We start from the raw sequence: 18579 nt of genomic DNA on the forward strand, positions 1-18579 counted from the left end.
AGCATTTTCAAGAACCTGGAAGGCTGGATGCGGAGGAGGCTGCGCATGTGCCTCTGGAAGCAGTGGAAGCGAGTGCGGACAAGATACCGCGAGCTGCGTGCACTGGGACTGCCTGAATGGGTAGTACATGAATTCGCCAACGCTCGCAGAGGGCCATGGCGGATGGCCCACGGGCCAATGAACAGAGCCCTGGGCAACGCCTACTGGCAGTCCCAGGGCCTGATGAGCTTAACCGAACGCTATCAAAGTCTTCGTCAAGCTTGGTGAACCGCCGGATGCGGACCCGCATGTCCGGTGGTGTGAGAGGACGGGGGCTAGCCGCCCCCTCCTACTCGATAAGAGTTCCAAAGGATGTGTGAATTTTGTGTGCCGACTTTAAAGAAATGCCGGGTATCAACAGCATTATAAGCACGGTTACCAGCTATATGGAACAGCAAGCAGATGTGATAACGGCCTACCTGTTTGGCTCCCTGGCCCGGGGCCGGGGCAAACAGGACAGTGACGTAGATATAGCGGTGCTGTTCACCCCTTCCATGGAGGACAAATTTGCCCGTTTTAACCGGCGCCTGGAAATGGAGATTGCCCTGGAAGAAAAGCTCAAGCGCCCTGTGCAGGTGGTCGATCTCGAAACAGCTTCCCCCGGATTGCAACATCAGGTGCGCAAATACGGGCTCCTTCTGGTGGACAAAGATAGGCCCTACCGCGTTGCTTTTGAAGTGCGGTCACGCCGCCGCTACCTGGACATGCAATGGTACGACCGGCGGCGCCTGGATATACGGTTAAAAAAACTGGGGGATGAAAAATGGTAGATCGTGAATTGTTACGGGAAAAATGCAAACTGTTAACGGAGTACATTACCGACCTGGAGGAACAGTCCCACATCAGCTTAAAGGAACTAAAACAAAACAAAATGATCAGGCGATACATTGAGCGAACCCTTCACCTGGCTGTTGAAGCCTGCCTGGATATCGGCAACCATATTATTGCCGACTCTCAGCTACGCGAACCCCAGGACTACAAAGACATCATGGTTGTTCTTACTGAAGCAGGATATCTTCCTCCCGCCAGGCTGGAGAATTTAAAAAAAATGGCGCAATTTCGTAACGTTATCGTTCACGATTACGCCAGAATTGATCCCGAAATCCTGTATGGGATTTTACGAAACAATCTCGGTGATTTACGCCTGTTTGCCGGCATGGTCAGGGACATGTTTTTGAGGGAGTAATAAGAGTGGGCGTAATTGCCTCCGGTGGCGTAAATGTTATATGCCCAGTATTTCCTTCAGGGGTTGCCGCAGTTCCAGGGGGATTGTGGCAATCTTGACGCGGCGCCCTTCCAGCGTAGCTTTACCCACCATCACCAGGCCCAGGGACCACAGGAAGCCCAGAAAAGATTCCGGTTCCCGCTCCTGCCAGAAAAAACCGTCCCCTTCTAAAGAGCCGAATTTGCGGGTGATGGCGTTCAACCGGCTCCAGCCGCCCCGCTGCAAAAGATATTTTAAAAGTTCCCTTTCTTCCTCTTCCAGTTCCCCCACTTCCTTTTCCAGGTTGTCGCGGCGGGAGAGAAATTCCCGCAACTGCTCTTCCCGCTGCCGACGGTGCCGCGCGGGCTCGAGACCGTAATGCCTGCAGGCACCCTCCAGCCAGTGGGCGGGCATGTTTTTCAATCCCCGGGCAAGGGAGGCGTCCACAGACAGCGGTTTTTCCTCTATTTTCCGGCGCTCATCTTCCTCATAGGCATGCATAATCATTTCCGGCAAGAGAACAACATTTTCATAGCGCTCTATTTCCCTTTCCAGAATTTTTAACTTTTCAGCGAACTCTTTCTCAAATTCCGGACCATCGATCCTGTCAAAATATTCGCGGGCTTTCTCTATTTCTCCCATTTCCAGCATCAGCGAGGAAAGGTTGAACAGGAGAACCGGGTTGTCCGGGTCTATCTCCTCCAGCATTTCCATTAAATGTAGCGCTTCCTCCAGTTCGCCTCTCTGGCGCAGGAGGTTGGCGAGGGTCATCATCGCCCGGGGGTAGAGCTTCCCTTCCCGGTAGATACCCTGCAGCAGCTCCACAGCTCCGTCTATTTTCCCTTCGTCCCGCAACTTAATCGCCCGGTCCACTATTTTGTCCAGCTCCTGGTCCGGTTCCATCAAAACGGGGGTCTTTTTGATTTTCACCAGCCGCCGCTCCCCGTCGATAAACATGGGAACGGGCTCGCCTTCCCGCAGGATGCCCCTGGCCATGAGGGCGTCCACTGCCGCAATTTTCAGGGAGGGAGAAAACCCGGGGTATTCAAGCACCTGCCGCCCCAGCTTTTCGCCCCACTCGCCGCCGTAATACACCAGGGTATATACTCCCTGGGCGGCGTTTTTGGAGTTATCCCCTTCCAGCAGCCAGGCAAGCAGCATCATACGGAAAAAGCCGTCCTGCGCGTACCGCCGGCGCGCTTCCTCGCTGGCCGCGGCCTCTTCAATCATCTCCTGCATTTTTTCCTGGGAATAGCGCTCGTAGCCCATTTCAAAGGGCGGGATGACGCCCCGCTCCACCAGGAAGGCCACCTGCTGCATGCCGGAAAACAGCCTGGACACCTGTGCTATGGAAGACCACAAGGTTGCGGCCCGCTTGTAGCGGTCCAGGTTGAAGCAGGCCACCGCGGCCAGAAATTTGTTTTCCCAGGAAACATGGTAAGATTCCCAGCGGCGGTAAAGTTCGAACACCTGCCGGTGATCTCTCAGGTCGGCGGCCGCCTGCATGATAGTCACCGTATACTCCCGGAATGCATACGGGACCTGTCCCAGGCTTCGGCGCAGTTCCGACAATCCCTCCTCGAAGCTCCGCACGGCCTGCTGCAGCCGCCGGCGGGCCTGTACCTCCTGGCCCAGGGAGCGGTAAATCCTGGCGGCCAGGGCGTAGGTAAAGGGATTCGCCCCGGCATCTTCCTTTTCCGGGTCCAGGTACGGTTCCAGAATCTCAAGGGAGCGCCGGGGCTCCCCGGCCATAAAGACGGCCAGCGCCAGGTTGTTGCGTGTGGGAACAGCGTCGTCTTCTTCCAGGGCTGCGGCAAAGGCTTTTTCCGCGGCCCGGAAGTCGCCCTTCTCCAAGAACTCTCTACCTTTTGAAACAAGTTCCTCAGCTTTATTGACCTTCATTATTCCGTTGGATTGCCTCCTTAAAACTAAATATTTTCGTAAGGTGGGAGCTGCTGAGGGCATCTCCCCGCCAGAGGTGCTATATCCGGCCGTAGCCGCGCTGACGCGCGTCTCCGTTAACTTCTCAGGGGTGAGGTCCCTGCAGGATACCGGTGAATGCGTACCGGGTAGCGGGTAAAGCTTATAAACACATGCCGGCAGCAATCTCTTTGGTGAGGGTGGGATAGAGGGATACTATTTAACAGGTGCGAAGCGTGCTATTCCCCTGCAGTCCGGACCTCCATGACCACGCCGGCTCCATCCAGCCACAACTCGACCTGGGATTTGATGTACCGGTCCAGGTCGGAAAAGGCAATTCTGTTGCCCAAGGGATCAGTTACCTTCACCGCGGGGTTCACATCATACTCCTTGTCCTTTTCCAGGATAATGCGGTAAGTCCCTCCAGTTGTTTTGATGGCCTGCAGTTTGCCCGTTTGTTTTTTCAGGCCGGGACGGGAGGTTATCTTAATTTGAAGCACCCGTTCGTCCTGGATTTCCCCAGGGATAGGATCGAGGTAGGTAATTTCCACCCGGTCTCCCCGTACAACGCCCCCGGCGCGCCGGTCTTCCTTGTCCACTATTCTGGCCCGGTCCCAGTAATCGAAGCGATCCGGCCCGCCCTTCTGGCCGGACCTGCCCAGCAGCCCCAGCGTTTTGCTGGTGAGTGTACCTACGGTACCCGAGATTTTTTTCACCTCGAGCAGGGTAACCCGCTTTACCCGGCCGCCGTCAAGCTCCACTTCCACAAAGTCGCCCGGCTTGAGGGAGCGGAAATCCTGTTTGGCCCTTTTCCCCACCAGCACCGCATCCCAGGCCAAAGAGAGAATACGATCCTCGCAGTTCAAATCGTTCAATACCAGCAGGTTATCTTCACCCAGGACTACGGATTTCACCGAACCGGTTACTTTCTCTGTATTACCTGCTATCTTCCGTTCCTCCAGCAGGTTGACCCAACGGACCTGCCGGCGACCGTCCAGGATGACTTCCACCCGGTGGTTGCCGGCCTGGAGCAACGTGCATTCCCTGGCATTGGCAAAGCAGTGACAATCTGGACTTACCCGCAACTTTTGCACCCCGACCAGGGAGGTGAGCTCCAGTTCCAGGCCTTTCGGGTCCATACGCACATTGGAAACCCAACCCTCCAGCCTACGGCCCGCCGGCACTTTAACCCAGTTGCGATCCAGCAGGCTGGAAAGAATGACCGCCATTTCAGCGCGGTTCAATATGTGGGCGGGACGAAAAGTGCCGTCGGAATACCCGGACATGATCCCGGCTGCAGCCACGGCCCGGATGTAGGGGCGGTAAGGGGCGGGGGCGCGGTCGATGTCGGGAAAGTCGCCGGTGGAAGGGGCACTGCCGGAAGTGTCTCCCTCTTCCGGTACGGCCAGGTAAAAACTCCGGGCCAGTAAAGCGGCCACTTCGGCCCGGGTTACCGGTTTTTCCGAATTAAAGGATGCCACCCACTCCGGGGGCAAAAATTCCTTTTTTACTGCCAGGGTAAAGGAATCCTGGCCCCAGGGAACCCGGGGGATAGGGCTTCCAGCAGGCGAAGGCGTGCCGGCAGCCTCAACGGTGTACCTCTGGGTTCCCCGGCGGGCCGCCTCTGCCGCGGCCTTTTCGAAATCGCCCACCCGCATCACCAGGGCTACCAGCTCCAGCTGAGTGAGGGGGCGTTGGGGCCGGTAGGTGGCATCGGGATAACCCCGGACCAGATCCAGGGCGGCCAGGCGCAGGATGTGGCTTCTGGCCCAGTGGTTCCGTATATCCTTAAACCATTCTGTTCCGGCTGACTCCCCCGCTGCCACCCGGGGAGGCAAAATAAACATAATCCCTGCAATAATTCCCGCCATCAGCAGGACAAACTGGAGGTGAAATCGCCTCATTTCAGAAACACCAACCTGGCTGCCTCCAGGATATATCCAGGATATAAAAATATAAGAGAAACTGCCTTCCTGATAACATCGCCTCATATCAAGAACACCAACCCGCCGGTACGTGTGCCACCATCGTTAACAACAGGCCAGAGGGACGGTGCCTTCGGGTGACTTACATGAGCGTATCTTTCGCTATAGCTTAACGTCCAGTATTTTGTATAAACTCCCCTTGCCGGTGACTACGTACAGGTAACCGTCCGGGTCCACAAGCGGCGGCCTGTCGACGGCCCCGTCCAGCTCCAATTCCCAGAGCAACCGCCCTCCGGTGCCGACCGCCAGCAGGCGTTTGTCGGAAGTTCCGGCATAAATCCTGTTCCGCCTGCCGTCCACCGCCGGGGCTGAAACCAGATTCAAGAGCGGCTGATACCATTTTTGCTGCCCGGTTGGCGCATCCAGGGCATAAATGCGTCCACCGGCAGTAACATAAAGGGTTTTATCCGGGGAAAGAACCGGAGCGGTCAGGTCGTCGAAGGGTATGGTCTGGCTCCAGGCGGGCCGGCCGCTGTCCTCCGGCCGGAAAGCATATACCTTCCCTTTATTCAACTTGTCGAGTTTCGACGGATTAACCGTTGCATAGAGAACGCCGTCGCCCCCCGGAACCAGGTGGACCTCCTTTATCTCTCCCAGCCAGTAACGCCAGAGGATTTTCCCGGCACCGTCCACAGCCAGCAAGGTCGATCCGGCCTGCCTGCGGCTGCAAACCACGTATACCGCCCGCTCGTCGCCGGCACAACCGTCAATTGCCCGGTCTTTAAGGGGGACGGCGCGGTACAGATCGCCGGCATCCCAGTGTAACAACGCCCATTTATACCGGCCAATGGTGTCCACGGCGTACAATGCCGCAGGCAGGGGCAGGTAAAGGTAACCCCGCGGACCTGAAGACAACCAGGCAGGCCCGGATGCCGTGGAACCCTGGAAGGCACTGAAACTCCACCCCGCCGCCCCGTTCATTTTTATTTCCTGCACCACGGTACTCCCGGGTAAAAAAATAGAACCGGCGGGACCGAAAACCGGCCGGCCCATCCTTCCCCCCGCCGGACCGGCCCCCTCCCAGACCACCCGCCCCCGGGTGTCCACCGCCGCCAGTTTGTTGCCCACGGGGAGGTATAAAAGGCCGTTGGGACCAACCATTATGTCCCCCGAAAGGCGGCCCACCCCGGACAACTGCCAGATAAACTGCGCCGGTTTCCCCTTCTGTTCGGCCGGGGAATAGACGGTCAGCTCCTGGGCGGCCCGGGCGGGAGAAGAAACGATTAGATGAAAGATAAGCAGCCCAAGGACAAGCCGGGCTAATAATTGCTTCGGTACTCCACACATGATGACCACCTTTTACTGGTTCAGTCATTTCCCCAGCGTTACCAATCACCACCCGGATACCGCAAGCTCCGCCGCGGCCAGCGGCGTCTCCAGGAGTCCGGCGTTTTTTAAGGGCACGAACACAGGATACTGGGGTGAGAGTCCGCTTCTGATCTCAGTCTCCGGTTGGTTCCAGCGGGTCACTGATTCTCAACGTGGGGAAGTATCTTTGCGGGATTCCTTTATCCGCCGTAAGTAGCAGGTCTGCCCGGTGCAGGGCGTGGGCGGCGACCAGAAAGTCCGGGAGTATATGACGGGGGAACCCCAGCGTCTTACCGCAATCGGGACATATTACGCTTATCTCCCGGCTCGGGTTCCCAGCCGCGCAACTTCCGGACGAAGGCCGCGGCGTCGCTCACGTCCGCCAGTTCCTCGGCGCAGCAACCTATATACTTCTGAATGGGAGGCGGCGGTTTGTGGGGCAGGAGACGAAACCCGTCTTCCAGCGCAACCAGCTTCAACTCCCGGCACACGCCTTCGACACCGAGCATCCGGCGCACTTCCAATGGGATGGTTGCCTGCCCTTTAGGGTTGAGCTTCAAAACCCACTGCCTCTTTTTTGCTTCCCGGTACGCCCGCTTACCCGGGGACTTTTCGTGGGCTTTTGCTATCTTCATCGGTTGTCCCTCCTTCTCGCGAAGTACAACTTTATGTACAACTTAGACGTACCTGTTGGTACAATTTTAGCCTTTCCTTTTTCAAATATCAACACTTTACAATTGCCCTGTAACAGGGAAGGTTTAACCTGGCCAACTTTCGAAGATGCTTTCCAAACGAACGGTAAACCCGGAAAGGACACAGGAGGAGATTTCGCCTGTTTGCTCTGCCTCCTGGTCGAGGACGAACCGGCCCTCCTTGATCAGAAAAACCTGTACCGATTTTTCTTCCGGGTCCACGATCCAGTATTCCTTGACGCCGCACCGCTCGTAAACCTTGAATTTTTTCCGCAGGTCGTAATAGGCGGTGACCGGGGAGAGAATTTCCACCACCAGGTCGGGAGCGCCGTTTATCCGCTGCGGTTCGATGATATTCATTCTTTCCCGGGCGATAAAGATGATGTCCGGCTGGTAGGTTTCGGTTAACCATTATTTTCTCCTTTCGTCCGCAGCCCTTAAGCGGTTAACAAAAGCCAGGGTGTCTAAATCGTCGGCGATGAAACCTTCCACACCTGCGATATGGGCAAGACGCGCTTTGCGTTTGAGCTTTTTTTCGATGGCCGCGGCTATAAACCGGGAGCGATTCCCTTTACCCACCAGGGCGTCAATTTTCTGGACGATCCCCAAAGGCAACCTTACGGCTGTGATTTTAGAATTTCCAGTGGTCATCTACATCACACCCCTGCCTGTATTACATTAAGTACAACATAAGGAACGAGGCCTTACAATCTCCTGCTTAATGGCGGGGCATGCGCCGCTTATGCCGTCCCAACCCCGGTTTTTAATCCCGCAATTTGCCTTTTCATTTACCGAATCTCCCCGCTACCGCTTTACAACAACCCCGCTCCGTTCAACTCTTCGCTCTACTTCCAAGCAACAACAACTACCACAATATGGTAGTCTTTGAATTTTTGCTCCGGAACTGAAGTCCTTATATTTATTAATGCCGCCAGTTTGCCCCGCTCCGTGTAGAGCAGGTTGTCGGCGGCACCGGGCAAATCCCGCCTGCTTGCCGGCATCTCCCGGCTAATATTCTCATTCAAAATCTCCCACCTGGGGCTGCCCGGTAATGGCTTTTTTCATCCGGGGAAACGGGAAGAATTTCGCGCCAGAAGAGGATCATCAGCTTGTCTCCCCAGACCACGTTCCCCCGGTCGTCCACCACCCTCAGGCGGTCGGCATCACCGTCGTAGGCTACGCCCAGATCCGCCTCCTCCTCAAGAACTTTCTTTTGCAAATCGAGGAGGTTGGCCGTTTTTACCGGGTCGGGGTGGTGGTGGGGAAAGGCCGGGGTGGCTGCCACCGGCAACGACCGTGTAATAGGACCAATAAAATTCAGTTTACAAAAGCTACTTAAGTTAATATAATGTAAACCAAAGGAGGTGTTCGGTATAATTGGAAAACGCATTAAGCAGGCTCGCATGGCTGTCGGCCTGAGTTTGCGGGCGTTAGCTAAACAGGTAGGTGTCAGCGCTCAGGCAATTTCCAAGTACGAGCGAGGACTTGATATTCCCTCGTCGGGTGTGCTTTTGCGACTGTCAATCGCATTGGACGTCAAAGTAGAATACTTTTTCCGCATGCGCAGGGTGTCACTTCGCACGCCGGCCTGGCGTAAGCGATCTTCCCTGCCGTCAAAAATGGAAAAAAGTATTTTAAGCCAGGCAGAGGACTGGCTCGAACGATATTTAGAAGTAGAAGATCTGTTCCCCGATCGCCCCGATGTCTCCCCAGCCTGTGAGCTTCTAAAAAACGTAAAAGGTCCGGTTGGTTCCCTGGATGAAGCCGAAAAGAAAGCGGACGAATTGAGAACTCTATGGGATATCGGTTCCGATCCCATCGAAAACCTTACTGAACTGCTTGAAGAAAAAGGCGTTAAAGTCGGACTGGTAGAAGGCCCCGACAGCTTCGACGCTTGTACTTTCGTGACTGAAGAGGACGAACCAGTTATAGTAATCAATCGCAGTATGTACGGGGATCGCCAACGCTTCAGCCTAGCTCATGAGTTGGGACATATAGTCATAGAACCAGTAAATGGCGTAGATCCGGAAAAAGTGGCACACAGGTTTGCTGGTGCGTTCCTGGCTCCTGCTGAAGCGGTCCGCCGGGAGTTGGGCGGACACCGTCGCACCCTCAGTATTTACGAACTTCACCTGTTGAAGCACAAGTATGGGTTGAGCATGCAAGCTTGGATCTACCGGGCTAAGGATCTGGGTGTTTTGTCTGAGTCGTCTGCCAGAAACTTGTTTCGTCAGTTTCGGCTCAAGGGTTGGTATCGTAAAGAACCTGGAGACTCCTTGCCGGTCGAAGAGCCCAAGCGTTTTGAAAGGCTGATTATGCGGGCACTTTCAGAAGAGTTAATCTCGGAATCACGTGCCGCCGAACTATTGGGCAAACCGTTCGCGGAATTCTGGCGGGAGGTGGCTGAGAAACATGACGGACTTCCCGCCGACTTTGGTAGTTGACGCGAACATTTGGATAGACCTTGATGCAGGCGAGTTATTGCCATTGATATTCCACCTCCCCTTTCGGTTAGTTAGCCCGGATGTGATTGTGGCAGAACTGAAGAAACCTAATGGTAAGGAGCTTGTCAAAATGGGCTTACTGAGCGTAGAACTTGGAAGATCGCAAATTGAAGAAGTGATGAGGCTCAGAAGCGCTCACCGAAAGCCCGGTACCGTTGATCTTTTTGCCCTGGCCTTAGCTAAAACAGAAGGTTTAACCTTGTTAACCGGCGACAAAAACCTGCGAGTAGCGGCACGGAAAGAATGTGTAACGGTTCACGGAACGCTGTGGCTGCTCGAACAACTCGTGAAATACCGTATAATCTCTGTGCGGGAAGCTGCAGAAGCCTTAGCAAAAATGATCACAAAGGGCAGCAGGTTGCCGCTTGATGAGTGTAAGAGATGTCTAAAACGTTGGACGAAAAGCTACGGTCAAAATTTACAGGGACACTCATGTTGTACAGCCCACGGGGAAAAAGCGTAAGCGTCAAACACAACCCACCTTGGCGCAATACCCAAGTTTAAGGGATAATCTTTCTCAGAAAATAAGCTCGATGAGGAGGATTTTTTCTTATGACCAAAGCCGAACGGCAAGCACTATGGGAAACCCGAATAGCCGAATACAAGATGAGTGGGCAAAGCGTCAGAGAATGGTGCGCCGCACATGAAGGCATCAGCCCCAGGCAGTTATGGTACTGGCTGCGAAAGTTTAAAGACCGGAACGGAGTTACCCCAGGAAAATCAAACCGGTGGCTGCCGGTGGAAATAAGCAACCAGTCATTTATAGAAGAGGACCATACTTTACTGGTCAAAATAGGACCGGCCAACATCGAGGTAAAACCCGGCTTTGATCCAGCCTTGCTTTCTCAGGTAGTTAAGGTGCTGGTAGCGTTATGCTAAATGAATTTAGTATCGACCGGGTTTATCTCGCCTGCGGTGCCACCGACCTGCGCAAGTCCATTGACGGCCTGGCGGTGTTGGTCAAGGAAGGGTTTGAGCTGAACCCCTTCTCTTCCTGCCTTTTCGTCTTCTGTAACCGGCAGCGGGACAAAATTAAAATTCTCCACTGGGACCACAATGGGTTTTGGCTCTATTACCGCCGGCTGGAGAAAGGCAAATTCCCCTGGCCGGAAAGAAGCACTTCTTCAACTATTACCATTAGCCGCCGGGAACTGCGCTGGCTGCTCGACGGCCTATCGATAGAACAGCCTAAAGCTCATCCCGAGGTAAAAGCACGCACTGTAATATAAAAATAAAGCAGCAGAAAGAAATATTTTCACTTTGTGGTTGATTCTAGAGGGATTCGACGGGTTTCGTCGAATCTTTTATTCATGAACACTACTTCGCAATCTATCGCTGCCATGAATATAGAAGAGCTGCAAAGCCGCTGTCTACAGCTGGAAGAGCAGTGCAGATGGCTGGAACAACAGAATGCCGAGCTGACCGCTAAACTGAATTGGTTTATGGAGCAGCTTCGCTTGAGCAAACGCCGGCAATTCGGTGTTTCCAGCGAACGGACCAACTCTTTAGAAGAAGAGCAGCTCTCGCTTTTTAACGAAGCGGAAGTGGAAGCCCGGCCTGAGGCAGTAGAACCTGATTTGGAAACCATCACCTACCAGCGCCGCAAAGGGCGCAGTCGCCGGGAGATGAACCTGGAAAACCTGCCGGTAGAAGTAGTAGAGCACCGCCTGCCGGAAGAAGAACGGGTCTGCCCGTGCTGCGGTGGTCCTTTGCATGAGATGAGCACTGAAATACGGCAGGAACTAAAAGTAATCCCGGCCCAGGTGAAAGTGGTTAAACATGTGCGCTACGTCTATTCCTGCCGCCGCTGCGAGCGGGAAGAGATAAGTACTCCCGTTATCACGGCACCTATTCCGGCACCCATACTTCCCGGCAGCCCGGTATCTCCCTCCCTCCTGGCCTACATCATGACCCAGAAATACGGGGCAGGCCTGCCCCTCTACCGCCAGGAGCAGCAGTTTAAAGGTTTGGGGATAGACCTTTCCCGGCAGACAATGGCCAACTGGGTGCTCCATGGAGCCAACACCTGGCTAACCCATATTTATGACCGCCTCCATGAACACCTGCTTAAAAGAGATATCCTCCATGCCGACGAGACGACCTTACAGGTGCTCCAGGAACCCGGGAGGGAAGCTGCTACCAAATCATATCTCTGGCTTTACCGTACCGGGCGGGACGGACCATCAATCATCCTTTGCGACTACCAGACCACCCGGGCCAGCAAGCACCCCCGCCGGTTCCTGGCAGGTTTTAAAGGCTACCTGCACGTTGACGGCTACGCCGGCTACAACGAACTGCCGGATGTCACCCTGGTGGGCTGCTGGGCCCATGCCCGGCGCAAGTTTGATGAAGCGTTAAAGGCCCTGCCGGAAGATAAACGCAATAAAGCAGTAGCCGCCCGGGAGGGGCTGGAGTTCTGCAACCGGCTCTTTGCCATTGAGCGCGAGTTGAAAGAGGCAACACCGGAAGAACGCTATCAAATTCGCCAGGTGCGCAGCCGGCCTGTGCTGGACGCCTTTTTGGCGTGGCTAAAAAAACAGAAAACGCAGGTACTGCCCAAAAGTTCCTTTGGTCAGGCAGTTAACTATTGCCTGAGCCAGTGGGATAAACTGGTTGCCTTTTTGCAGGATGGGCGCCTGGAACTGGATAACAACCGGAGTGAGCGGTCGATCAAACCCTTTGTCATTGGCCGCAAGAACTGGTTGTTTGCCAACACCCCGCGGGGTGCCAAAGCCAGCGCCATTATCTACAGCATCATAGAAACAGCCAAAGAAAACGGGTTAAATCCCTTCCAGTACCTCATTCACCTCTTCGAAAAACTCCCCAACCTGGACCTCCAGGACAAAGATGCCCTGGATCAACTCCTGCCGTGGTCGGAAACTTTGCCTCCTGTATGCCGGATGAATAATTAGCTTGTTTTAGCCCCCACCTTGAATGCAAGGGGGGGTATTTTACGCTTACGAAAAAGCAAACCCGAAAGTCCAGCGGGTACAGGCTCGGAAAAGCTGTAGGTGGTAATCTAAAAAGGGGCATTATTGGTCACTGAATAATCCCCATTTATGGTCATGGTCCAGGGCCAAATATGGGGAAGCCCCCCACTAATATTTCTTAAGGCAGTTTATCTCCTTTAACGCCGATAGCAAGATGATTACCAGGCAGATTGCCGCCTCCGGTTCCCCGGTGCTGCTTCCTGCTGACCGTTCACCAGGGCATGGATCGCTGCGCGCTTTTCCGGGTCCACCTCCCTTTGTTCCCGGGCCGCTTTACCCCCCAGGATGACAGGGATGGTCTGCAGCAAGATCTTACCTGTTGGTACGATTTTAGCCATTACCTTTTCCAAATGTCAACATTTCGAGGTGCAGTTGTCTCTTGCCAAACAGGCAGGTAACTGGCGGAAGACGACATCGTACGGTTTGAGGACGATTCCAGACGGGATATTGATTTACAGGTTTTTTTGCCTTATAATGCATGTAAAAATAACTGTAGATGATCGCCAGTATCCTCCAGGGGAACCGGGAAGAGTTGTTTGAGGCTTAGTTGAGCAGGAGGTGTTGGAAATGATTGAGCGTATTTCAATTGACCCGGCTGTTTGTCACGGTCAGGCCTGCATAAAAGGAACCCGTATTCCTGTGCATCAAATTATCGCTATGATGGCGAATGGAGATACCATTGAAGAATTGCTGGCGGAATATCCAACCCTGCAAAGGGAGGATATTCTGGCCTGCCTCGAATATGCGGCTTTACTCGCTGAAGAACAGATCACCCCGATTGAGGTTATGTCGCAATCATGAAAATTTATGTGGATGAAAATATCCCATCGCGAACAGTTCAAGTCCTGCGGGAACTGGGTCACGAAGTTTTTGATCACCGGGGAACGCCAAAAGAAGGAATTGCCGATCGAGATCTTTGGAAAATTGTTCTGCGCCTGAAATGCCTGCTTATTACTACAGATAAAGGGTTTGTGAACAAGCGCAGCGAACGGCATTATGGCATCATAATCGTTCGGCTTCGTCAGCCAAATCGTAAGAAAATTCATGAGCGCGTGCTCAGGGCTATTAATCAGTTCCGGGAAGATGAATGGCCGGGACGCATAGTTGTTATGCGTGATAATGTGCAGAGTGTTTGGCTAAAGGAAACCGGGCGATAGGAGATTCTTTCTTTCATACATAAAGCACTATCCCCTCACATTTAACATTTAACTTCGAAGATGCTTTCCAAACGAACGGTGAACCCGGAAAGGACACGGGATGAAATTTCGCCTGTTCGCTCTGCCTCCTGGTCGGGGGCGAACCTGTCCTCCTTGAGCAGAAAAACCTGTACCGATTTCTCTTCCGGGTCCACGATCCAGTATTCCTTGACGCCGCACCGCTCGTAAACCTTGAATTTTTTCCGCAGATCGTAATAGGCGGTGGCCGGGGAGAGAATTTCCACCACCAGGTCGGGAGCGCCGTTTATCCGCTGCGGTTCGATGATATTCATTCTCTCCCGGGCGATAAAGATGATATCCGGCTGGTAGGTTTCGGTTTCGCCGAGGTAGACGTCAACTGGGGCGAAGAGCACTCTTCCCAGGTTTTCCTGCCGTACAAAATTTCCCATTTCCAATCCCAGGTTAAACAAAACAGCCTGGTGGTAAGTTCCCGGTGCAGGCGTCACGACTAATTCACCTCCAATGAGCTGGTAGGGTGCCCCCTCGGGGAGCTTACAATAATCAGCGTAGGTGTATTTTTTTTCGCCGGCAGCGGCGATCTCTGCAAGTGCTGCCTTCATCGATTTCACCCCCCTGTATGCTTGCGGGAAAAGGCCCTGACTGGCTCTTTCGCGGCATTATTGTAACACCACCTCGATCTCATCCCCTCGCTTAAAATGCGGTGCGGATTATGGCTTGTTTTCAGGCACCACCTCAAGCTCCACAGCGCACAGGGCTTCCCATAACCTCACGTCCCAGCAGGCTGCTATGACCCGGCTTTTAACCTGTGTCTTCAGGGTTATCGCAGCAGTAAGATGTATGGCGTCAAAACCCCTCAGGCGGTGTTTCTCGGCCATTTCTCCGGCAAGCCAGGCAAGGGAATCCGATACTTCCAGGGCGAGATACCTTGGCCAATCGTGCTGCAGGGCCGCCACAACCAGGCGGTAATCCTTTTCCCCCAGCAGACCCTCACGGAAACCCCGGGCAAAGGCTGCCCGCGCTTCCGGGTAAGCCACCTTGCTGGTAGCTACCACCGAAGCTGCGTCCACCAGTTTACGTACAGTCTCCGAGCCCTGTTCGTGCACATAGAGCTTCACCAGTGCGCTGGTGTCCAGGTAACAGATCACCGGCGATCCTCCACGACCAGCGTTGCGATCGAGGCAGTGCCGAGAACCGCCGGCGGCACTGCCGCACCGCGTGGCTTACCCCCCTGCCAGGAAGCCAGTTTCTCCTCCACCAGGGTTAAAACGGGAAGCTGCCCTTTTTCCTGAACCGGCACCAGCCTGGCAACGGGGACGTTACGCTCGGTGATGACAATTATTTCGCCCTGCTTAACCCGCCTCAGGTATTCGCTGAAGCGGTTCTTGACTTCCCTGATACCCGCCTTCATGAAATCACCTCCGGTAGCCACATTATAGCACGCAGGAGGCTACATAGCAAATACAAGCTGAGTTTCCACCTGAAGCTAAAGCCTTACTATCCGAATACTGGTCTTCTTCATCGCAGTCCAGATCGATGTTACCAGGCAGATTGCTGCCCCCGGTTCCCCGGTGTTGCTTCCTGCTGACCGTTCACCAGGGCATGGATCGCTGCGCGTTTTTCCGGGTCCGCCTCGCTTTGTCCCCGGGCCGCCTCACCCCCCAGGATGACAGGGATGGTCTGCAGCAGGATTTTTAGATCCAAAAGCAGGGAATAGTTCCGGATGTAGTAGAGATCATAGCGGAGCTTGTCCGCCGCGGAAGTGGTATACTTGCCGTTGACCTGGGCCAGGCCGGTAAGCCCGGGCTTTACCAGGTGGCGGTAGTGATAATCGGGTATTTCGCTCGCGAACTGTTTAACGAAAAAAGGGCGTTCGGGCCGGGGACCTACCAGGCTCATATCCCCCTTGAGCACATTGAAAAGCTGTGGCAACTCGTCCAATCTGGTGGCCCTCAAGATGCGGCCCACCGGCGTGATACGGGGGTCTTTCTCTCCTGCCAGTACCGGCCCGGTCTGTTTTTCCGCATCCTGGATCATGGTACGAAACTTATAGACCCGGAAGGTTTTGCCCCGGAAACCCGTTCGCTCCTGGGTGTAAAAGACGGGGCCGGGAGAAGTGACGGCTATGGCCAGGGCACAAAGAGCCATTACTGGAGCGGCCAGAATCAAACCCAAACCTGCCACCACCACATCCATCGCGCGCTTGGTCACCCGCTGCGGCCAGGTGAGGCGGATGTCCTGCACCTCCACCACCGGCAGGTCGTCCAGCTGGGTCAGGCTGGCCCGGATCAGCAAAATGTCGTACAAATCCGGCACCAGGAAGACCTCCCGGCGGGCCTTGAGGCAGGCACCGACCACTCCGGCCTTGTCCTCCCGGGAAAGGGAGGGCACCACCAGCACGGCATCCACCGCGGGCAGCCATTTCTTTAATTCTCCCAGTTCCCCCGGCGCCAGCACCCGGCGTACCCTGAACCACCCCCGGGGCAGCTCCAGCACCTTGCCCAGGATTTCTGCGGCCTCCTCCGGCGGCCCCACCACCAGCAACTCCCGCCGGCCGTAGATCCGGTGTTCGAGATGCCAGAAGAAGCAGCGCCACAGGCAGATCAGCCCCGCCTGGATGGGCGGCGCCAGCAGCAAAACGCTGCGGGGAAAGGCAAAACCCCGCAGCCAGAAGGTGAGGGCCATGGCGGCCACAGCCACGCCCGCCACGCCGGTTAAAGCCGCACGCAGCACGGGCATGAAGCCGTTGTAACTCCTCTGGTACAGCCCCAGGGTACCGAAGATCCCCCACGTAACTGCCCCGATGCCCGGAAGCGCCTGCAGAAAGGCCTGCCAGTTTTCGGGCGGCAGCACGCCGGCAAAGCGCAGGATAAAGGCCAGGTAATAGCCGCCCAGGACCCCCAGGGCGTCCCCGAGTGCCAGAAGCCAGGGAAAAAGTGGTTTTAAAAGACGCAGGAATTTTTTCATAGGTGAAACTTCCAGTAAATGTATTGGGGTTCTGCTTTTTACTTAATTCACTTACTTCGACGGTTGGAGCAATTTTCCTTCAACAGGGTGCCGGGAGAATTTCCTCGTACAGTGCCGTATAGTTTTTTACCATCCGTTCCACCGAAAACCTTTCCCGGGCCAGCCGCCCGGCCTTTTCCCCCATCTCCCGGCGGAGCCGCGCATCTTCCAGGAGCGCCTCCAGGGCCTTTGCCGCCCCCACCGGGTCCCGGGGCGGGACCAGGAACCCCGTCTCCCCGGGGACGACCAGTTCCCCCACCCCGCCCACCGCCGCGGCCACCACCGGCTTTGCCGCGTACATGGCCTCGATAATGGTGAGGGGCAGGCCTTCCCAGAGGGAGAAGAGGACGAAAACATCGAGATCGCCCAGAAGGGACGGGGCATCTTCGCGGCCGCCAGGGAGGAAAACTTTTCCCGCCAGGCCGTGGCGCGCCACAAACTCCCGGCAACCGGCCATTAAAGGGCCGTCGCCAATGAGCACAAAATAAAGGCGGTTCGACCATTTCCCCGTGGAAAGCAGTGCCCGGGCCGTTTGCAGGAAGAACAGGGGATCCTTTGGCGCACGCAGCCGGCACACCATACCCACCAGCAGGGCGTCCTCGTCCAGGCCCAGCTCCCGGCGCAGGGCACCCGGCTTGAATGGGGGTTCCGGCAGGCCGTTGTGAATAACCGCCAGCCGGGAAGGCGGAGCCAGCCCCAGCTCAAGGCCCTTTTGTAAATCGGCCTGCGAAACGCACACCACCCGGCTGCTCGCCCGCCCGGCCAGTCTTTCAGCCAGCACAAATAATAGCCGGGCCGCCCGGGACTGGTAATCGTTTATTCCCCAGCCGTGAACGGTGAAGACGATGCCCGGTACCCCGGCCAGGCAGGCCGCCAGGCGCCCCAGGATACCTGCCTTGGAGCTGTGGCAGTGCACGATGTGAAAGCGTTCCCGGCGCATAAGGCGGTGCAAAAAGCAAAAGGCGGACAGGTCCCTTAGAGGCGACACCTCCCGGCAGAGATACGGCACCTCCACGATCCTCACGCCCTCGTGCCCGGAAAGCCAGTGCACCAGCTCCCCGCCCGGCGCACAGGCCACCGTAATCTCAAAGCGCTCCCGGTTCAATCCGGCCACCAGGTGGTAGAGCACCTTCTGGGCGCCGCCCAGTTCGGAAAGGGTAATTAGCTGGAGGAGCCTAACTTTTTCCATGATACCATACCCCGACAACGTCAATCACTGGGTGGGTGTTCCGGAAGTGCTCCGTCACGCGGGACACTGCGGCGAACATCTCCCCGTCCGGGTAGGGTATGCGGGTTTCGGCCGTGGCGTGGTACACGGGGACGTCCGCGTCCACATCGATCTCATCCCCTCGCTTAATGCGGTGCGGATTAAGGCCTGTTTTCCGGAACCACCTCAAGCTCCACAGCGTACTGGTGTCCAGGTAACAGATCACCGGCGGTCCTCCACGACCAGCGCTGCGATCGAGGCAGTGCCGGGAACCGCCGGCGGCACTGCCGCACCGCGTGGCTTACCCCCCTGCCAGGAAGCCAATTTCTCATCCACCAGGGTTAAAACGGGAAGCTGCCCTTTTTCCTGAACCGGCACCAGCCTGGTAACGGGGACGTTACGCTCGGTGATGACAAGTATTTCGCCCTGCTTAACCTGCCTCAGGTATTCGCTGAAGCGGTTCTTGACTTCCCTGATACCCGCCTTCATGGAATCACCTCCGGCAGCCACATTATAGCACGCAGGAGGCACATAGCAAATACAATCAGT

25 protein-coding genes and 1 pseudogene are annotated in these 18579 nt (G+C 55.5%); 10 read left to right on the forward strand and 16 right to left on the reverse strand.

The window, feature by feature from the left end; genetic code table 11:
* Positions 1-15: 15 nt before the first annotated feature.
* The 3 genes from BUA65_RS19100 to hepT all read left to right on the forward strand — a co-directional run bounded on the left by BUA65_RS19100 (position 16) and on the right by hepT (position 1225).
* A complete protein-coding gene (locus tag BUA65_RS19100) occupies positions 16-267 on the forward strand; it encodes a hypothetical protein (protein WP_341349610.1) in 252 nt (83 codons plus the stop codon).
* A gap of 95 nt (positions 268-362) precedes the next feature.
* Positions 363-809 carry a type VII toxin-antitoxin system MntA family adenylyltransferase antitoxin gene (gene mntA, locus BUA65_RS07415; protein ID WP_084062148.1) on the forward strand — a complete coding sequence of 149 codons (447 nt, stop codon included), beginning with the start codon at positions 363-365 and terminating at the stop codon, positions 807-809.
* The gene (gene hepT / locus BUA65_RS07420) at positions 803-1225 is read left to right on the forward strand and encodes a type VII toxin-antitoxin system HepT family RNase toxin (RefSeq protein ID WP_072868525.1); all 423 of its coding nucleotides are present in this window, start codon (positions 803-805) and stop codon (positions 1223-1225) included. Before mntA ends, hepT begins: the two co-directional genes overlap by 7 nt.
* A gap of 36 nt (positions 1226-1261) precedes the next feature.
* Here the strand turns inward: hepT and BUA65_RS07425 are convergent, their stop codons facing one another.
* The 8 genes and pseudogenes from BUA65_RS07425 to BUA65_RS19105 all read right to left on the reverse strand — a co-directional run.
* On the reverse strand, positions 1262-3145 hold the full coding sequence (locus tag BUA65_RS07425) for a tetratricopeptide repeat protein (protein ID WP_072868527.1): 1884 nt from the start codon (positions 3143-3145) through the stop codon (positions 1262-1264).
* 257 nt (positions 3146-3402) lie between these two features.
* On the reverse strand, positions 3403-5067 hold the full coding sequence (locus tag BUA65_RS07430) for an S-layer homology domain-containing protein (protein ID WP_072868528.1): 1665 nt from the start codon (positions 5065-5067) through the stop codon (positions 3403-3405).
* A gap of 183 nt (positions 5068-5250) precedes the next feature.
* Positions 5251-6435 (reverse strand): outer membrane protein assembly factor BamB family protein, encoded by a 1185-nt coding sequence (locus BUA65_RS07435; RefSeq protein WP_072868530.1) that lies wholly within the window; start codon positions 6433-6435, stop codon positions 5251-5253.
* 311 nt (positions 6436-6746) lie between these two features.
* Positions 6747-7091: an AbrB/MazE/SpoVT family DNA-binding domain-containing protein gene (locus tag BUA65_RS07440; protein WP_072868532.1), complete on the reverse strand. Its 345-nt coding sequence runs from the start codon at positions 7089-7091 to the stop codon at positions 6747-6749.
* 123 nt (positions 7092-7214) lie between these two features.
* A complete protein-coding gene (locus BUA65_RS07445; protein WP_278246270.1) occupies positions 7215-7532 on the reverse strand; it encodes a Uma2 family endonuclease in 318 nt (105 codons plus the stop codon).
* A 27-nt stretch (positions 7533-7559) separates the two neighbouring features.
* Positions 7560-7799: a YlcI/YnfO family protein gene (locus BUA65_RS07450; RefSeq protein WP_072868534.1), complete on the reverse strand. Its 240-nt coding sequence runs from the start codon at positions 7797-7799 to the stop codon at positions 7560-7562.
* A gap of 194 nt (positions 7800-7993) precedes the next feature.
* A complete protein-coding gene (locus BUA65_RS07455; protein ID WP_072868536.1) occupies positions 7994-8173 on the reverse strand; it encodes a hypothetical protein in 180 nt (59 codons plus the stop codon).
* 41 nt (positions 8174-8214) lie between these two features.
* Positions 8215-8553: pseudogene (locus tag BUA65_RS19105) on the reverse strand (hypothetical protein); the annotation flags it as partial.
* Between BUA65_RS19105 and BUA65_RS07465 the strand changes: the two are divergent.
* The 5 genes from BUA65_RS07465 to tnpC all read left to right on the forward strand — a co-directional run bounded on the left by BUA65_RS07465 (position 8513) and on the right by tnpC (position 12564).
* The gene (locus BUA65_RS07465; protein WP_278246269.1) at positions 8513-9592 is read left to right on the forward strand and encodes a helix-turn-helix domain-containing protein; all 1080 of its coding nucleotides are present in this window, start codon (positions 8513-8515) and stop codon (positions 9590-9592) included. The pseudogene BUA65_RS19105 and the gene BUA65_RS07465 overlap by 41 nt on opposite strands.
* Complete coding sequence (locus BUA65_RS07470) at positions 9561-10115, forward strand: PIN domain-containing protein (RefSeq protein ID WP_072868540.1); 555 nt, start codon at positions 9561-9563, stop codon at positions 10113-10115. Before BUA65_RS07465 ends, BUA65_RS07470 begins: the two co-directional genes overlap by 32 nt.
* Before the next feature lie 89 nt (positions 10116-10204).
* The gene (tnpA, locus tag BUA65_RS07475; RefSeq protein ID WP_072868542.1) at positions 10205-10531 is read left to right on the forward strand and encodes an IS66 family insertion sequence element accessory protein TnpA; all 327 of its coding nucleotides are present in this window, start codon (positions 10205-10207) and stop codon (positions 10529-10531) included.
* The gene (tnpB, locus tag BUA65_RS07480; protein ID WP_072868544.1) at positions 10525-10881 is read left to right on the forward strand and encodes an IS66 family insertion sequence element accessory protein TnpB; all 357 of its coding nucleotides are present in this window, start codon (positions 10525-10527) and stop codon (positions 10879-10881) included. The genes tnpA and tnpB overlap by 7 nt, the downstream gene beginning before the upstream one ends.
* 111 nt (positions 10882-10992) lie before the next feature.
* Positions 10993-12564, forward strand: coding sequence for an IS66 family transposase (tnpC, locus tag BUA65_RS07485; protein ID WP_072868669.1), 1572 nt, complete (start codon positions 10993-10995; stop codon positions 12562-12564).
* 236 nt (positions 12565-12800) lie between these two features.
* Here tnpC and BUA65_RS07490 read toward each other — a convergent pair whose 3' ends face one another.
* Entirely contained in the window at positions 12801-12980 is a 180-nt protein-coding gene (locus BUA65_RS07490; RefSeq protein WP_131821475.1) for a hypothetical protein, read from the reverse strand.
* Between the two features lie 229 nt (positions 12981-13209).
* Between BUA65_RS07490 and BUA65_RS07495 the strand changes: the two genes are divergently transcribed.
* Both BUA65_RS07495 and BUA65_RS07500 read left to right on the forward strand, forming a co-directional pair.
* Positions 13210-13443, forward strand: a complete 234-nt coding sequence (locus BUA65_RS07495) for a DUF433 domain-containing protein (protein ID WP_084062154.1) — start codon at positions 13210-13212, stop codon at positions 13441-13443.
* Positions 13440-13799 carry a DUF5615 family PIN-like protein gene (locus BUA65_RS07500; RefSeq protein ID WP_072868549.1) on the forward strand — a complete coding sequence of 120 codons (360 nt, stop codon included), beginning with the start codon at positions 13440-13442 and terminating at the stop codon, positions 13797-13799. Before BUA65_RS07495 ends, BUA65_RS07500 begins: the two co-directional genes overlap by 4 nt.
* Before the next feature lie 41 nt (positions 13800-13840).
* Here BUA65_RS07500 and BUA65_RS07505 read toward each other — a convergent pair whose 3' ends face one another.
* From BUA65_RS07505 to BUA65_RS07535, 7 genes are all read right to left on the reverse strand, one after another.
* Positions 13841-14419: a Uma2 family endonuclease gene (locus BUA65_RS07505; RefSeq protein WP_072868551.1), complete on the reverse strand. Its 579-nt coding sequence runs from the start codon at positions 14417-14419 to the stop codon at positions 13841-13843.
* Between the two features lie 108 nt (positions 14420-14527).
* Complete coding sequence (locus BUA65_RS07510; RefSeq protein WP_072868552.1) at positions 14528-14965, reverse strand: type II toxin-antitoxin system VapC family toxin; 438 nt, start codon at positions 14963-14965, stop codon at positions 14528-14530.
* A complete protein-coding gene (locus BUA65_RS07515) occupies positions 14962-15228 on the reverse strand; it encodes a type II toxin-antitoxin system Phd/YefM family antitoxin (protein ID WP_072868554.1) in 267 nt (88 codons plus the stop codon). Before BUA65_RS07515 ends, BUA65_RS07510 begins: the two co-directional genes overlap by 4 nt.
* Before the next feature lie 128 nt (positions 15229-15356).
* A complete protein-coding gene (locus BUA65_RS07520) occupies positions 15357-16784 on the reverse strand; it encodes a sugar transferase (RefSeq protein ID WP_072868556.1) in 1428 nt (475 codons plus the stop codon).
* Between the two features lie 79 nt (positions 16785-16863).
* Entirely contained in the window at positions 16864-18012 is a 1149-nt protein-coding gene (locus BUA65_RS07525) for a glycosyltransferase family 4 protein (protein ID WP_072868558.1), read from the reverse strand.
* Complete coding sequence (locus BUA65_RS07530) at positions 17999-18256, reverse strand: hypothetical protein (RefSeq protein WP_072868560.1); 258 nt, start codon at positions 18254-18256, stop codon at positions 17999-18001. The genes BUA65_RS07525 and BUA65_RS07530 overlap by 14 nt, the downstream gene beginning before the upstream one ends.
* A complete protein-coding gene (locus BUA65_RS07535; protein ID WP_072868562.1) occupies positions 18253-18519 on the reverse strand; it encodes a type II toxin-antitoxin system Phd/YefM family antitoxin in 267 nt (88 codons plus the stop codon). Before BUA65_RS07535 ends, BUA65_RS07530 begins: the two co-directional genes overlap by 4 nt.
* Between the last annotated feature and the right edge of the window lie 60 nt (positions 18520-18579).

The organism is Desulfofundulus thermosubterraneus DSM 16057 (assembly GCF_900142025.1).
GTDB lineage: Bacteria > Bacillota > Desulfotomaculia > Desulfotomaculales > Desulfovirgulaceae > Desulfofundulus > Desulfofundulus thermosubterraneus.

What these genes read in the sequence shown, in the direction of transcription:
- BUA65_RS07535 (WP_072868562.1), bottom strand. Translation starts at nt 18,519, where the DNA reads ATGAAGGCGGGTATCAGGGAAGTCAAGAACCGCTTCAGCGAATACCTG.
- BUA65_RS07425 (WP_072868527.1), bottom strand. Translation starts at nt 3,145, where the DNA reads ATGAAGGTCAATAAAGCTGAGGAACTTGTTTCAAAAGGTAGAGAGTTC.
- BUA65_RS07450 (WP_072868534.1), bottom strand. Translation starts at nt 7,799, where the DNA reads ATGACCACTGGAAATTCTAAAATCACAGCCGTAAGGTTGCCTTTGGGG.
- BUA65_RS07440 (WP_072868532.1), bottom strand. Translation starts at nt 7,091, where the DNA reads ATGAAGATAGCAAAAGCCCACGAAAAGTCCCCGGGTAAGCGGGCGTAC.
- tnpA (WP_072868542.1), top strand. Translation starts at nt 10,205, where the DNA reads ATGACCAAAGCCGAACGGCAAGCACTATGGGAAACCCGAATAGCCGAA.
- BUA65_RS07505 (WP_072868551.1), bottom strand. Translation starts at nt 14,419, where the DNA reads ATGAAGGCAGCACTTGCAGAGATCGCCGCTGCCGGCGAAAAAAAATAC.
- BUA65_RS07500 (WP_072868549.1), top strand. Translation starts at nt 13,440, where the DNA reads ATGAAAATTTATGTGGATGAAAATATCCCATCGCGAACAGTTCAAGTC.
- tnpB (WP_072868544.1), top strand. Translation starts at nt 10,525, where the DNA reads ATGCTAAATGAATTTAGTATCGACCGGGTTTATCTCGCCTGCGGTGCC.
- BUA65_RS07435 (WP_072868530.1), bottom strand. Translation starts at nt 6,435, where the DNA reads ATGTGTGGAGTACCGAAGCAATTATTAGCCCGGCTTGTCCTTGGGCTG.
- BUA65_RS07525 (WP_072868558.1), bottom strand. Translation starts at nt 18,012, where the DNA reads ATGGAAAAAGTTAGGCTCCTCCAGCTAATTACCCTTTCCGAACTGGGC.
- BUA65_RS07470 (WP_072868540.1), top strand. Translation starts at nt 9,561, where the DNA reads ATGACGGACTTCCCGCCGACTTTGGTAGTTGACGCGAACATTTGGATA.
- BUA65_RS07515 (WP_072868554.1), bottom strand. Translation starts at nt 15,228, where the DNA reads ATGAAGGCGGGTATCAGGGAAGTCAAGAACCGCTTCAGCGAATACCTG.
- tnpC (WP_072868669.1), top strand. Translation starts at nt 10,993, where the DNA reads ATGAATATAGAAGAGCTGCAAAGCCGCTGTCTACAGCTGGAAGAGCAG.
- BUA65_RS07520 (WP_072868556.1), bottom strand. Translation starts at nt 16,784, where the DNA reads ATGAAAAAATTCCTGCGTCTTTTAAAACCACTTTTTCCCTGGCTTCTG.
- BUA65_RS07495 (WP_084062154.1), top strand. Translation starts at nt 13,210, where the DNA reads ATGATTGAGCGTATTTCAATTGACCCGGCTGTTTGTCACGGTCAGGCC.
- BUA65_RS07430 (WP_072868528.1), bottom strand. Translation starts at nt 5,067, where the DNA reads ATGAGGCGATTTCACCTCCAGTTTGTCCTGCTGATGGCGGGAATTATT.
- BUA65_RS07490 (WP_131821475.1), bottom strand. Translation starts at nt 12,980, where the DNA reads ATGGCTAAAATCGTACCAACAGGTAAGATCTTGCTGCAGACCATCCCT.
- hepT (WP_072868525.1), top strand. Translation starts at nt 803, where the DNA reads ATGGTAGATCGTGAATTGTTACGGGAAAAATGCAAACTGTTAACGGAG.